The sequence below is a fragment of the Micromonospora sp. WMMD967 genome (genome assembly GCF_029626165.1).
GTDB lineage: Bacteria > Actinomycetota > Actinomycetes > Mycobacteriales > Micromonosporaceae > Micromonospora > Micromonospora taraxaci.
This window is the reverse complement of sequence record NZ_JARUBK010000001.1, coordinates 5,723,081-5,735,668: the sequence shown is the minus strand read 5'-3', so window position 1 is coordinate 5,735,668 and position 12,588 is coordinate 5,723,081. Positions and strand designations below refer to the sequence as shown.

The window sequence follows — 12,588 nt, the reverse complement described above, 5'->3', positions numbered from 1 at the left end:
GGTCGTTCGGCCCTCGGTCGTCCTGCTCAGCGGGCTGCCGCCGCGCTGGTCTTGCGCGACAACTGGACGAGGGCGTCGTCGAGGCTCTCGAAGATCGGGAACGCTCCGTCCAGGCGCATGGTGTGCAGCACGGTGCGGATGAACCGCGACGGGGCCGCCAGGCAGAGCGTGACGCCGCGTTCCCGGGCGTCGCGGTGGGCGCGGACGAGGAGACCGAGCCCGGTCGAGTCGATGAGGTGCACCCGGGTCAGGTCGACGACGACGTTCCCGCCCACCTCGGCCCCGTGCCGCAGCGCGGTGCGCAGCGTGTCGCCGCTGTCGAGGTCGATGTCGCCGGTGGCGGCGATCACCGTCACGTCGTCCAGGTGGTCGATGCCGAGGATGCCGCCGGGACCGTGGTCGTCGCACGACCCGTTGCCGCCCCGCGGAGGTGGCAGGAAGCTGCACGGCGGGCAGCGGTGCGGACCGGTGGCGAACGGGGAACCGCTCCAGCCGTGCTCGGCCACCAGGGTCCAGACGACCTCGGCGTCCGGGAGCACGCACGCGGTACCGCGAATGGTCTCGCCGCAGGTGTCGCAGATCAGGGTCATCAGGTACTCGTCCGGGACGACGGTCATGCTGGGGTCCTTCCTACGTCCGGGTCCGGCCTGGTGCGGTCCGCGCCGCCACGCCCGGATCGGTGACGATCGACAGCACCTGGTCGAGGCGGGCGATGTGCAGGATGCGCCCGACCCGAGGGTTCGGGTTGCGGACGGTGAGCACCGCGTCGGCCCGGGACAACCGCCGGTGCACATCGAGGAGCAGCCCGATGGCGGCGGCGTCGAGATGCCGGCATTCGGACAGGTCGACAACGACCTGCGCGGGGCGCAGGGCCAGCACCCGGTCGAACATCGCACCGACCTCCGGCATGCAGGCCAGGTCGAATTCGGCGACGCGTACCTCGACCAGAGGCAGCGTGTACCGCGTGGGCAGCACGGGCGTTGTCATGGCCGTACCCCTCTCCTCACCGCTCGGTCGACTACCACCGTGCGGGGCGGGGTTGGCGATCTCCGCAAGGGTCTATGACAGTTGTGTGACAAAACGGCTCGTCGCCCGACACGGTTGGCCACCCGGCGAGCCGCCGAGGATGATTCCGACATGACGGCCGTACTGGTGATCGAGGACGACGACCGCATCCGGCTCGCGCTGCTGCTCGCGCTGGAGGACGAGGGCTACGACGCCCTCGGCGCGGCCACGGCCGAGGAGGGCCTGCGCGCCCAGCGCCACCACCCGGCCGACTACGTCCTCGTCGACCTGATGCTGCCCGGGCTCGACGGCTTCGAGTGCATCCGGCAGCTGCGCCGGGACGACGACGTGCCGATCGTCGTGGTCAGCGCCCGGGACGAGACCGACGACATCGTGGCCGCCCTCGAAGCCGGCGCCGACGACTACGTGGTCAAACCCGTGGCGATCCGGGAGCTGACCGCCAGACTGCGGGCCCTGCGTCGTCGCGCCCGACCGCCGGCGGCGGTGTCGACGCCGGACCCGGTGCCGGCGGTGGCCTTCGGCGAGTTGGAGATCAGCCCGGAAGCGGGGGAGGTACGCCGCGCCGGTCGGCAGGTGACCGTCACCCGCACCGAGTTCCGGCTCCTCTGTGAGCTGGCCGAACACGCCGGCCGGGTGCTGTCCCGGCAGCAGTTGCTGCAACGCGTCTGGGGGTACGACAGCGGCGACGAACGGCTGGTGGACGTGCACGTCGGGCGACTGCGGCAGAAGATCGAGCCGGACCCGGCCAACCCCCGGCACCTGGTGACCCTGCGGGGTCTGGGCTACAAGCTCCAGCGATGAGACGGGTCGGCCTGCGGACCAGGGTCGCCGGGGCGTTCACGGTGGGCGCGCTGCTGCTCTCGGCGTCGATGGCGTTGGTCTCCTACGAGTTGACCCGTCGGTCCCTGCTCGACGACCGGGAACGCATCGCCGTGCGCGCCGCGTACTTCGACGCGGCGGTGGTGCAGGCGGGGATCGACACCGACACTCCGGACGTGGTGGAGGTGCTCCGGTCGCTGGACACCGGCGGGAGCCGGCGGCCGGTGCTGCACCTCAACGGCGAGTGGTACGCGCGCGCCGCCGACCCGGGCACCACCGCCGCCATCCCCACCGACATGCGCCAGGTCGTCGCGGCCGGGGAACCGGCGGTGCAGCGGGTACGCGTCGCCGGGCAACCCGCCCTGGTGGTCGGGGTGCCGCTGTCCTCCACGGCGGCCTACTTCGAGGTCAACTCGCTGCGCGAGCTGGAGCAGACGCTGCAGGTCCTCGCGCTGGCGTTGACGACCGTCGCGGTGCTGGTCGCCGGGTCCGGTGCGGCCCTCGGCTGGTACGCGACCCGGCACGGGCTACGACCGCTGACGGCGGTCGCCGACGCGGCCGAGAAGATCGCCGCCGGTGACGTCACGGCCCGGCTCGACCCGGCCACCGATCCCGACCTGACCCGTCTCTCCTCGTCGTTCAACCAGATGGTCGACCAACTCGCCCGCCGCATCGAACGGGACCGACGGTTCGCCGCCGACGTGAGCCACGAGCTGCGGTCACCGTTGCAGACCCTCGCCGCGGCGGCCAGCGTCCTGGCCCGTCGGCGGGAACACCAGGACGAGCGGACGGCGACCGCCGCCGGCCTCGTCGCCGACGAGATCGACAGGTTCCAGCGACTGGTCAACGACCTGATCGACCTGTCTCGCAGCGACCAGCCCGCCCACCGTGCCCCGGTGGACGTGGTCACGTTGGCCGGGGAGGCCTGCCAGGCGTACGACCTGCCGGTCGGCCTCGTCCACCTGGCGCCGGACGTACCCCGGATCTGGCAGGTGGAGCGGCGGCGGATCGCCCAGGTCCTGGCGAACCTGCTCGACAACGCGGTGACCTACGGCGCCGGCCCGGCGGCGGTGCGACTGTGCCGCGACGGTGCCGCCGGGGTCATCGAGGTCGACGACGACGGCCCGGGCGTGCCGGTGGAGGATCGTGAGGCGATCTTCGACCGTTTCGTCCGGGGCAGAGTCGCCCACACGCGCGGTGCTGGCGACGGCACCGGTCTCGGGCTCGCGCTGGTGGCCCAGCACGCCGCCGCGCACGAGGGGCACGTCACCGTCGTCGACCGCCCCGGAGGCGGCGCGCGTTTCCGGGTCACGCTGCCGGGCAGTCTGCCGTGAACCGACGTCGTCTCGCCCCGTTGGCGCTCACCGTGTTGCTGGCCGGCTGCGGTATCCCCACCGACGACAGCCCTCGGCCGGTGCAGCCCCCTCGCGGGCCGATGCGGAGCGCTGCTCCCGCCGACGCCACCGCGCCGGCCGGCCGCGCCGTCGAGACGCTCTGCCTGGTCCGCGACAACTGGATCATCCCGGTGGTCCGGCGTGCCGACAACCCACCCAGCGTCGCCGAACACCTGCGGCATCTGCTCGCCGGGCCCACCGGCGCCGAACGCGACAGCAGCCTGACCACCGCGTTGCCCGGTGCGGTCAACGCGGCCGCTGTGACAGTGACCGGCATGCAGGCCCTGGTGACGGTGGACCCGCCCGCCGACGATGCGGGCCGTAGCGACGAGGTCCTCGCCTTCGGGCAGATCGTCTGCACCCTGACCAGCCGAGGGGACGTGACGACTGTGGCCTTCCTGCGCGATGGCAGAGCCCTCGGTGTGCCCCGGGCCGACGGCTCCCTGTCCGTCGCCCCGCTCACCCGCGCCGACTACGCCCCGCTCATCGTCGACAGGTGAGCCCGGTCGGCGCGGGCCGGCGTGGGGTCACCTCAATGGACGGTGCTTGTTAGACTCCTGCCTCGATGATCATGGTGCGGGGGCGCGGCGACGACCACCGAAGCTGGCGGTGATATCGATGGAGGACGGCTTCGCTGTCGACGCGGAGGAGATCCGTGCCCACGCGCGCAACATCGACGCGCTGGCCGCGCGCTTCGCGGCGGTGAAGGCGGCGAGCGCGCACATCGCGCAGAACGACTCGGCGTACGGGTTGCTGTGCGGGTGGATCGCCGGGGTCCTGGAGAGCAAACACGTTCGGCAGGACGAGCTGTTCGCGGGCGTCGAGGAGAACCTGACGCTGGCCGCCACCGGGCTGCGCCGCACCGCCGACGACTACGACGCGGTCGACGGCGACAACGCCAGCCTGATCACCAACGTCGGAAACCAGTTGGCCCGATGAGGGCCGCGCGATGACCGACAACTCGCTGGTCGCCGACGTCACGTCCACCCGCGAGGTCTGGACGGGCGCCTCCCTGGCCGACAGTGTCGAAGGGCTGGTCGACGCGATCAGGAGTGAGGGCTGGGTCGACGACCTGCTCGCGGGCGCCGCGTTCGGGCTGGACGTGGCGGTGACCGTGCTGGACCCGTTCAGCGCGTTGCTGGCCAACGGTCTGGGCTGGGCGATGGAATACTTCGAGCCGCTACGGGACATGCTCGACAAGCTCACCGGCATGCCCGACGTGGTGGCCTCGCACGCCGCCACCTGGAACAACATGGCCGCCGAGCTGCACAGCATGGCCAACGACCTGCGGTCGCACCTGGATGGTGACCTGCCCGAGTGGTATGGCCAGGCCGCTGTGGCGTACCACAATCTGATGGACCACAACGTCGAGGCTCTTGGCGGGCTCGGCGCGGTCTCCGCAGCGCTGGCGGCGGCCACCGAGGGCGCTGGCAACCTGGTGGCCTTCACCCGCGACATCGTGCGCGACCTCATCGCCGACCTCGTGGCGCGCGTGGTCGTCTGGGCCGTCGAGGCCATCTTCGTCGTCACGATCCCGGTCATCGCCGCGCAGATCACGGCCGCCGTCGTCAAGTGGGCCGGGCGCATCCTGATGTACGTGGGCGCGCTGATCACCAGCCTGACCAACCTCACCCGCCTCGTGAACGGATAAGGCGCCCATGGCGAGTGCCGGAAGACCCGGTGGCGGCAGCGGTGGCGGCACGGGCGGCGGTGGCGCGGGTCGACCCCCGAGGAGCTACGGCGGCATCAACGCCGCGAACGGTATCTCCAGCGCCCAGCAGGCCACCGGCCAGGCGCGGCAGCAGGGCCACCCGCCGGGTGTCGGCCAGGGGTCCACCACCACACCGCCGAGACCGGCCCGGCCTCCCGCGCCGACCACTCCGCCGACCGCCGGCGACGTCCACCACAGCGACGCGTCGAGGAAACACATCCTCGAGGGCGACGGTGGCAGGCAGGGCGGCCACCTCGCGGGCACCGGCTTCTCCAACAAGACGGAGTTCCCGAAGAGCTGGGACGAGGCGAAGATCCTCGACGCCGCGCACCGGGTGACGCAGCAGGGGCCACCGAACAAGGGGCCGTACCCGACCAAGGACGCGGACGGCAACCCGGTGTGGGCCTACGACTACGTCGGCGTCGTGGACGGTGTGCAGGTCAAGACGACGGTGCTCGCCGACGGCGAGATCCGCACCGCCTACCCGCCGGACAAGACCAACCCGGGTGTGATCAGCAACCCGCCGGCGCCGAACCCCGCGCCGCAGGGAATCCCGATGGGTAACCCGCCCCGATACAGTAATCCCGACGTCGGCGGCGACGGCAGTTGGACCTGGGAGGGCCCGAAGGGCAACAAGATCATCAGGGTGGTCCAGGACGACCAGGGCAACGTCACACGCACCGAACTCGGCGACTACAAGAAGAAATGAACACCATGGATACGAAGACGTACGCGGCGGTCGCCGAGGTGTCCCGACGGCTCGCGGGCCGGCTCTCCGACGACGTCCTGGGCACCGTCCGGGAGCAGTACGCCGCAGGTGAGCTGGATCTGGCCGACGCCACCCTCCTGCTCAGCCTGGCGTACCAGGGCGTCGGCGTCACCACCGAGGAACGCGACCTGATGCGCACGTTCGTCGGCGACCCCGACGGTCCCGACCTGGCCGAGGTGCCCGTCGTGGCGCAGGTGCCGCCACTGTCGTACCGGTTCGTGCCCGACGGCCCGGCGGACGCCCCGGATCCGGCGCCGGCCGACGCGTTGCTCTCCGCCGACGCCCCGCGCCGGCACGGCCTCGGCCTGCACCGCGCCTGGCGCGTCCCGCTCGACGGCGCGCCCGACGGGGCGACGTGGGCGTACGTGTTGCAGGTGGCGGAGGGCACGGACGAGCTGTCGACGTACTCGGGCGTGATGTCGAGGCTGTGGGTCGGACTGCAGCAGAAGTGGCCGGTGGAGGTCATCGCCGGAGGTTCGCCGCGCACGCCCTACCAGGAGGCGGCGTTGGCCGGTTCCCGGGCCGTCTGGCGCGCCTGACGGAGCCCGCACCGGGGTCTGCTCGGTGGAAGACCTGAGACGGAATCCGGGGCCGGGCAGGGGACGTTCCCGGAGTCCGAGCGGGTGCTCGCGGTCAGATGATGGCGGGCATGAAACGCGCTGCGCTCTTCCTGATCGCCGGACCGCTCGGTATCACCGCCTACGGCCTGGTCCGGCTCTGGGGTAGGTCGGACGGGGTCTACGGCCCGGGGTTCGACTGGCAGGCCGCGCACCTGGTCGCCCTCGCGGGCATGGTGTGCTTCGTTCCGGCTGTGCTCGCGCTGTCCGGTCTTCTGCCGCGCAGCCGGTGGCGCGACGGGGTGGTGGTCCTGACGTTCGTCGGGCTCGCCGCGACAATGGTGCAGTTCGGCGCCGACATCGTCGAAGGGCTCCTGGCCGCCGACCGGGCGGAGATGTCGGCGCTCGCCGCGGACTTCAAGGACATCCCCGGTGTCGAGGTGGCCGTCTACGACGTCGTACCCCAGTTGTTCTTCCTCGGCCTGGTCGTCCTGGCCGGCATGCTGGCGGCCCGGCGGCGGCTGCCGTGGTGGAGCGCGCCCCTGTTGCTCGTCGGCATCGTCCTGCCGGTGGTCACGCTCGACCTGCTCCCCATCGCCGGTCTGTGCATGCTGGCGGCGTTGGCGCCGGCCTTGCCCGCGCTGCGACAGCCCGGCGAACGGGCCGGGTCGCCGATGCCGGTCGGCTGAACCACGCTGGTCCCCGCCGTCCGGGCCGACGGCGGGGACCACCTCGCTGGACTACTTCAGGGCGAGGGTGCGGGCGTCGGCGGCGATGACGCTGGCGATTTCGGCCGGCACCAGCTTGCCGGCCTGCCGGTCGGCGTAGGTGGCCAGCTCGGCGTACTGGGCGTGGACCAGTTTGGTGGTCATCGCCGTGACGGCGCTCGGATCGGCCCCGGAGGTGAGGACCAGGTAGCCGAGGCCGGCCTGGCTCACCGTCACGGTGAAGGTGCTCGTCGCGGTGGCGGCACCCTCGGGCCCGCTCACCTGGACGGAGATGGTGTGCCGCCCGGCGGTCAGCTTGGCCAGGTCGAGCTTGCGCCCGGCCGCAGACTTCTTGCCGTCGAGAGTGACGGTGACGGTGTCCGCGTTGGTGGCGGCGATGGCGATCACCGGCGACTGCGCCCGGTCCAGTCGCGCGCCGTCGGCCGGCGAGGTGATCTCCACGGTCGGGTCGGCCGACGCCCGCTGGAGGAACGCCGAGTTCCAGCCGACCAGTTCGGCGGCGCGGTTGGTGATGATCGCGTCGGTGCCGATGCGCTCCAACTGCTGCCACAGGCCGGCGGAGTCCATCGTCCAGGCCATCACGGCGACGCCGGCCGCGTGCAGCGGGGCGACGACCTCCGGCTTGGCCAGCAACGCGGTGCCGTTCGGGTTGTACGCGGTCAGGTGCAGCTCCCGGGCGATGGCCACCGGATCGGCGTCGAGGGTGCTGCGCAGCAGGCCCAGCGGCAGTTCGGGGGCGAGTTCGTAGGTGTACCGCAGCGCGTCGACCTCGAAGCTCTGGACGAAGACCCGGCCCGTCATCTGCTCGTCCCGGATCACCTTGACGATGGTGGCGACCTCGTCGCGGGTGTGCTTGCCCTTGATCTCCACGAGCAGGTTGCCGCCGCGGGTCCGCAGGTCCGCCAACTGCTCGGCGAGGGTGGGCACCCGCTCACCGACGTACTGCGGGCCGAACCAGGAGCCGGCGTCGAGCGCCTTGATCTGCGCGGCGGTCAGGTCCCGGATGGCGCCGGTGCCGTCGGTGGTCCGGTCGACCGTGGTGTCGTGCAGGATGAACGGGACGCCGTCCTTGCTCGGCTGGACGTCGTTCTCGATCCAGTCCGCACCGCCGCGACGCGCGATCTCCTGCGCGACGAGGGTGTTCTCCGGTGCGGCGGCGGACGCGCCCCGGTGGGCGATCACCGTGAACGGGCTGCCCTCGGGTCGCAGGTAGCCGTTCGCCGCCAGCTCGGTGACGGTGACGTCGTCGTACGAGACCGTCGCGCCGTTGACGAAGAGCCCCTGCACGCCGTCGGCGGAGCGCTGGAGACTGTTCGTCCGCATCGCCTCCCGCCCGTCGAAGATCCAGCGGGCCTGGTTGCCGTGCACCTCGACGGCCACCCGGACGTCCCGGCCGGTGCCGGCGGCGTACGGGGCGGAGGCGGTGTTCGTCACGACCCAGGCGTTGCCCGTGGTGCGCTGGGCGAACTCGAGACCGTTGGCGGCGGTGGTGCCGCTGCGCATGGTGGCGATCCACCACGGGGTCGCCCCGTCGGCGGGGACGTCGATGCCGAGCGATGCCCAGCGGGTCGCGGCGGCGACCGTCTCGAAGCGCATCGTCGCCTCGAGCCGGAAGTCGTTCAGGTGCCGACCGAAGGTGATTTTGTCGTTGTCGCTGGAACTCGCTGAGGTTCCGTACAGCCGGCCGTTCTCGACCTTCCAGGTGCCGTCGACCGCGTTCCAACCGGCGGGCAGCGACCCGGACGAGAAGTTCTCCGAGACGACGACGCTGCCCGGCCCGGCGGTGGCCGGCGACGAGGTCGCGACGGCGACCGCGCCGGCAGCGCCGGTGACGGCGAGCGCGGCGACGGTGGCGGCGACCCGGGTACGCAGGCCGCCGAACCTCGAACCGGTGCGATCGAGCGACGATGGTGCGGATAGGACAGTCATGGCCGGAACGGTACGAAGCGTCCCCGAACTGATGATCAATCAGGCGTTGCCGCCGACGGAACGCTCGGTGTACCGCTACCGACCCGCGCCGGTCAGCCCGAGATCAAGGCGTCAGGCCGGTGCAGGCGGTCCCGTCGATGGTGCACGCCTCGGGGGTCGCGCCCGCCGGTGAGCCGTTGACCCGGAACGTCACCCGGACCGACGCGCTGCCCGGCACCTGGCCGGCGCTTCCGTCCGGCACGAACGTCCACACCGCACCGTCACGGCTGGCCCGCGCGCCCTCGACGCCGCTGACCCGCAGCGACTCCCGGGGCAGGGTGACGGTCAGCGTCCACTGCGGCACCGACACCGACCCGGGGTTGGTGATCGTCACGGCCGCGCCGTAACTGAGCAACGCGTTGTCCGCGACGGTGAAGTCGGCGGTCAGGGCGGCCGGAGTGGGCGAGGCGGTGGCACCGCTGGGGGTGGGCCGGGTCGACGCCCCGACCGTCGGCGCTGAAGCGGTGGCCGACGCGGCCGGTGGGGGAGCGGACGCCGTCGGACTGCTCGCCGCCGGTCGCGCCTGCGCCCGTGGGGTGTCCGGCGCGGGCGTGCCCACCTGGTCGGCGGACGGCGGCGCGTCGAGGGTCATCGGCGTCAGCTTCTCCGGAGTACGCAGCAGTCCGACGACGGCGACGGCCGTCACGACCAGCACCCCGAGCGCCGCGATCGCGGCCACCCAGGTGGCCCGCGAGACGTCGTCCCGACCGGTGAGCACCCGCCGTGTGGCCGTGGCGAGAGCCACGATCCGGTCCAGCAGGATGATCGCCACGGTACGGCGTGGTTGGGGTGGTGTTGCCGGCACTGCCTGTCTCCCCTTCGGTTCGTCGCCGGATGCGCCGGCGATCCGTGCGGATCGCGGCTGTCATCGGCCGTGTCACAGACCGCGAAGCCCGACGAGGATCGCCTCGAGCAGATCCTCGGTCGGCAGCTCCGACAGCATCGGCGGGTCGTGCGTCTCGATCAGCCCGGCCGTGAGCAGGTCGCCGAGCAGCACCCGAACGGTCCCCAACGGAAGGTCCAGCTCGGCGCCGACCTCAGCCACCGACACTGGATGGTGGCACAGCTCGACGAGCCGCGCCTGTTCAGGGAAGAGCGGCGTGGGCGGCGTGACCCCTCGACGGGCGACGACCAGCGCGATCAGGTCGAACTGGCTGCCCGTGGGCGCGGTACGCCCGCCGGTCATCGTGTAGGGCCGGGCTACCGGTCCCGCGTCGTCGTCGTACCACGCCTCGTCAGCGGTGCCGGTGCTGCGCACCTGTGTCCCCGATCGTCGCCGAGGAGGCCGGGCCCAGACGGATGGGCAGGTGCCGCTCGGCCTGCCCCACGAACATCGCCACCTCGTAGGCCATGTCACCGACTTCGACGTCGTCGCCGGCGATCCGCACGGTGAGGATGGTCCCGTTCGGGATGGTGGCGATGAAGAGGAACGCTCGCGACATCTGGACCACCACCTGACGAAGCGCACCCCCCTCGCAGACGCGGGTGGCGGCCAGCCCCAGACCGATCAGACCGGCGACCACACCGGAGATCTGCTCGACCAGTTCCGCCCCCACCTGCCGCGAACCGCCGAGGGGCAGCCCGTCGGGGGAGAGCACCACGGCGAACTCCGCGCCGTGCACTCGGTCGACCAGGCGGTCCAGGGCACCGGTCAGGCCGTCGTTGGTGACCACTGCGGACGTCATGGATGTCTCCTTGCTGTTCTGGCGATCGGGATCTCGACCGTGTCGAGGCTGGTCCTGTCGTTTCCGAAGCCGGACGGCCCGGCGTGGCGAACCCGTGTCGGCAGCGCGCCGTCGCCGTTCGGGGCGGGCGGGTCGCCGGCGTCACGGGCGGGCGGATAGGTGGTGCCGGTATTCGCGCCGGGGCCGTCGCCGCGTGGCGTGACCAGCGCGGCCGGGAGGAGCACGATCGCCGCCGTCCCACCTCGCTGGCTGGGACGCAGGGAGATGCGGGCACCGCACCTGTCGGCCAGTACGGCGGCGGCGTACAGACCTGCGAAACCCGGGGGAGGGCCGTCCGGTGGCGGACTGTCGAACAGGTGGTTCGCCGCCGCCAGCGTGGACGCGTCCAGGCCGGGCCCGTCGTCCACGACCAGGACCGCGCAGCCCTGCGGGCGGTGCTCGCCGGAGACGCGGACCGTGGTGTCCGACGCCGAGTGGTCGAGGGCATTCTCGATCAGCTCCGACAGCAGGTGGACGACGTCCGTGACGGCAGGGCCCGCCAGCGACCACGGCCAGTGCGGAGCGATCAGGACCCGGTGGTAGTCCGGCACCTCGGCGACCGCGCCGCGCGCCACGTCGAGCAGTGGCACCGGCCGCCGCCAGCGGCGGGCGGGCGAAGCGCCGGCGAGAGCGATCAGCTTCTCCACGTTTCGTCGGACCCGGGTGGTGAGGTGGTCGAGCTGGAACAGCTCGCTGGTCTCCTCCGCCGACCGTTCCCGGCGTTGCATCCCGTCCAGCAGGTTGAGTTGGTCGCGCAGCAGTGCCTGGTTGCGTCGGGTCAGTCGCAGGAACAGGTCGTGGTTACCGCCGCCCGGTGTCGTGCCGTCGGCACCGGAGGGTGCGGGGACCGGGGCCGGGGTGTCGTCGCCCGTCCTGGTCGCCGCGGCGGTCAGGCGGCGGACGGTGTTCGCCCAGCTCAGCAGGAGTACGACCACGACGATGAGGCCGAGCCCCACCACTGCGCCGGTACGCGCGATCACCACCGCCGCGCCCGGCGCCGCCCGATCGGCACTGCTGCGGGCGGTGGTCGTCACCAGTGTCTGCAATGCGCCGAGTGAGGCATCCACGGCGGCCCGCCAAGCCTGGACGGTGACCCCGGTTGGGGTGGCACCGGCGTCGTCGGAGAGCAGCAGATCCTCCAGGGCGAGCAGGTTCGCGAAGTCGGGCCCGCCCACCAGGCGCTCGTACTCGCCCTGGGCGTCGGCGGGCAACCCGGCCGCCGCCTCGCCGCGCGCGTACCGCTGGCTGCTGACCAGCTCGGTCAGCCGGCGCCGCTCGTCGGCACCGAGCCGACCGGTGGTCAGGGCCGTGCTGACCACTGTGTCCTCCCGGGCGAGCAGCTCCCGGGCGCGGGCCAGCGCGATCACCGCGCGGGTGTCGGCGGCCAGCGCGCTCTCGTACGCGCCCCACTCCGGGCCGTACACCCGGAAGGCGACGTCGATGACCTGGTCGTACCCGTCGACCGCCTTGGCCACGTCGAGACGCCCGGCGTCCACCCGGGAGCGGATCGTGCTCAGGCCGTCGAGTCGTCGGACCAGCTCGCCGGCCCGGTCCCGGACGTCACCGGCGCTGAGCAGTCGAAGGTCGCGGCCGTCGGCGAACTCGCGGATCTCGGCGGTGGCCCGGTCGGTCCCCCGGCGCGCCTCGACGAGCGGTGCCGCCGCCGGCGCGGCTCTCGTGACCGTCTCGGCGGTCAGTCGACGTTCGGTCTGCAGGCCCAGGATCAGTCGGTCGACGGGTTGGCCCAGGGTGTCCGCCAGCGCGCGCACCCGCAGCAGATCCATCGCGTCCTGGCTGGCCACGTAGGCCGCGTACGACCAGAGGGAGACCAGCACGGCGGCCAGCACGACCAGCCTGAGCCGGATCAGCCGCACCTCGTTACGCGTCACGTT

Annotated in this window: 15 protein-coding genes; 8 read left to right on the top strand and 7 right to left on the bottom strand. The window is 72.3% G+C overall.

What is annotated here, in order from left to right:
• Nucleotides 1–26 precede the first annotated feature (26 nt).
• Both O7631_RS25845 and O7631_RS25840 read right to left on the bottom strand, forming a co-directional pair.
• Nucleotides 27–617, bottom strand: a complete 591-nt coding sequence (locus O7631_RS25845; protein WP_278146648.1) for an STAS domain-containing protein — start codon at nt 615–617, stop codon at nt 27–29.
• 13 nt (nt 618–630) lie between these two features.
• Nucleotides 631–987 (bottom strand): STAS domain-containing protein, encoded by a 357-nt coding sequence (locus O7631_RS25840; RefSeq protein WP_278146647.1) that lies wholly within the window; start codon nt 985–987, stop codon nt 631–633.
• Nucleotides 988–1,137: 150 nt separating this feature from the next.
• Here O7631_RS25840 and O7631_RS25835 point away from each other — a divergent pair, with 150 nt between their 5' ends.
• The 8 genes from O7631_RS25835 (at nt 1,138) to O7631_RS25800 (ending at nt 6,965) form a co-directional block, all read left to right on the top strand.
• Entirely contained in the window at nt 1,138–1,827 is a 690-nt protein-coding gene (locus O7631_RS25835; RefSeq protein ID WP_278146646.1) for a response regulator transcription factor, read from the top strand.
• A complete protein-coding gene (locus O7631_RS25830) occupies nt 1,824–3,179 on the top strand; it encodes a HAMP domain-containing sensor histidine kinase (protein WP_278146644.1) in 1,356 nt (451 codons plus the stop codon). Before O7631_RS25835 ends, O7631_RS25830 begins: the two co-directional genes overlap by 4 nt.
• Nucleotides 3,176–3,739 (top strand): GerMN domain-containing protein, encoded by a 564-nt coding sequence (locus tag O7631_RS25825; RefSeq protein ID WP_278146643.1) that lies wholly within the window; start codon nt 3,176–3,178, stop codon nt 3,737–3,739. The genes O7631_RS25830 and O7631_RS25825 overlap by 4 nt, the downstream gene beginning before the upstream one ends.
• A gap of 118 nt (nt 3,740–3,857) precedes the next feature.
• On the top strand, nt 3,858–4,178 hold the full coding sequence (locus tag O7631_RS25820) for a type VII secretion target (RefSeq protein WP_278146642.1): 321 nt from the start codon (nt 3,858–3,860) through the stop codon (nt 4,176–4,178).
• A gap of 10 nt (nt 4,179–4,188) precedes the next feature.
• Entirely contained in the window at nt 4,189–4,890 is a 702-nt protein-coding gene (locus O7631_RS25815; protein WP_278146641.1) for a hypothetical protein, read from the top strand.
• 7 nt (nt 4,891–4,897) lie between these two features.
• Nucleotides 4,898–5,659 carry an EndoU domain-containing protein gene (locus O7631_RS25810; RefSeq protein WP_278146640.1) on the top strand — a complete coding sequence of 254 codons (762 nt, stop codon included), beginning with the start codon at nt 4,898–4,900 and terminating at the stop codon, nt 5,657–5,659.
• The gene (locus tag O7631_RS25805; protein ID WP_278146639.1) at nt 5,656–6,258 is read left to right on the top strand and encodes a hypothetical protein; all 603 of its coding nucleotides are present in this window, start codon (nt 5,656–5,658) and stop codon (nt 6,256–6,258) included. The genes O7631_RS25810 and O7631_RS25805 overlap by 4 nt, the downstream gene beginning before the upstream one ends.
• Before the next feature lie 110 nt (nt 6,259–6,368).
• Entirely contained in the window at nt 6,369–6,965 is a 597-nt protein-coding gene (locus tag O7631_RS25800; protein ID WP_278146638.1) for a hypothetical protein, read from the top strand.
• A 51-nt stretch (nt 6,966–7,016) separates the two neighbouring features.
• On the opposite strand, the gene O7631_RS25795 is transcribed toward O7631_RS25800, so the two are convergent.
• The 5 genes from O7631_RS25795 to O7631_RS25775 form a co-directional block, all read right to left on the bottom strand.
• Nucleotides 7,017–8,933, bottom strand: coding sequence for a glycerophosphodiester phosphodiesterase family protein (locus O7631_RS25795; protein ID WP_278146636.1), 1,917 nt, complete (start codon nt 8,931–8,933; stop codon nt 7,017–7,019).
• A 103-nt stretch (nt 8,934–9,036) separates the two neighbouring features.
• Nucleotides 9,037–9,777: a cellulose binding domain-containing protein gene (locus tag O7631_RS25790; protein ID WP_278146635.1), complete on the bottom strand. Its 741-nt coding sequence runs from the start codon at nt 9,775–9,777 to the stop codon at nt 9,037–9,039.
• Between the two features lie 72 nt (nt 9,778–9,849).
• Complete coding sequence (locus O7631_RS25785) at nt 9,850–10,230, bottom strand: DUF742 domain-containing protein (RefSeq protein ID WP_278146634.1); 381 nt, start codon at nt 10,228–10,230, stop codon at nt 9,850–9,852.
• Complete coding sequence (locus O7631_RS25780) at nt 10,208–10,657, bottom strand: roadblock/LC7 domain-containing protein (RefSeq protein WP_088989030.1); 450 nt, start codon at nt 10,655–10,657, stop codon at nt 10,208–10,210. The genes O7631_RS25785 and O7631_RS25780 overlap by 23 nt, the downstream gene beginning before the upstream one ends.
• A complete protein-coding gene (locus O7631_RS25775; protein WP_278146633.1) occupies nt 10,654–12,585 on the bottom strand; it encodes a nitrate- and nitrite sensing domain-containing protein in 1,932 nt (643 codons plus the stop codon). The genes O7631_RS25780 and O7631_RS25775 overlap by 4 nt, the downstream gene beginning before the upstream one ends.
• Nucleotides 12,586–12,588: the final 3 nt, after the last annotated feature.

What these genes read in the sequence shown, in the direction of transcription:
- O7631_RS25845 (WP_278146648.1), bottom strand. Translation starts at nt 617, where the DNA reads ATGACCGTCGTCCCGGACGAGTACCTGATGACCCTGATCTGCGACACC.
- O7631_RS25840 (WP_278146647.1), bottom strand. Translation starts at nt 987, where the DNA reads ATGACAACGCCCGTGCTGCCCACGCGGTACACGCTGCCTCTGGTCGAG.
- O7631_RS25835 (WP_278146646.1), top strand. Translation starts at nt 1,138, where the DNA reads ATGACGGCCGTACTGGTGATCGAGGACGACGACCGCATCCGGCTCGCG.
- O7631_RS25830 (WP_278146644.1), top strand. Translation starts at nt 1,824, where the DNA reads ATGAGACGGGTCGGCCTGCGGACCAGGGTCGCCGGGGCGTTCACGGTG.
- O7631_RS25820 (WP_278146642.1), top strand. Translation starts at nt 3,858, where the DNA reads ATGGAGGACGGCTTCGCTGTCGACGCGGAGGAGATCCGTGCCCACGCG.
- O7631_RS25815 (WP_278146641.1), top strand. Translation starts at nt 4,189, where the DNA reads ATGACCGACAACTCGCTGGTCGCCGACGTCACGTCCACCCGCGAGGTC.
- O7631_RS25810 (WP_278146640.1), top strand. Translation starts at nt 4,898, where the DNA reads ATGGCGAGTGCCGGAAGACCCGGTGGCGGCAGCGGTGGCGGCACGGGC.
- O7631_RS25805 (WP_278146639.1), top strand. Translation starts at nt 5,656, where the DNA reads ATGAACACCATGGATACGAAGACGTACGCGGCGGTCGCCGAGGTGTCC.
- O7631_RS25800 (WP_278146638.1), top strand. Translation starts at nt 6,369, where the DNA reads ATGAAACGCGCTGCGCTCTTCCTGATCGCCGGACCGCTCGGTATCACC.
- O7631_RS25795 (WP_278146636.1), bottom strand. Translation starts at nt 8,933, where the DNA reads ATGACTGTCCTATCCGCACCATCGTCGCTCGATCGCACCGGTTCGAGG.
- O7631_RS25780 (WP_088989030.1), bottom strand. Translation starts at nt 10,657, where the DNA reads ATGACGTCCGCAGTGGTCACCAACGACGGCCTGACCGGTGCCCTGGAC.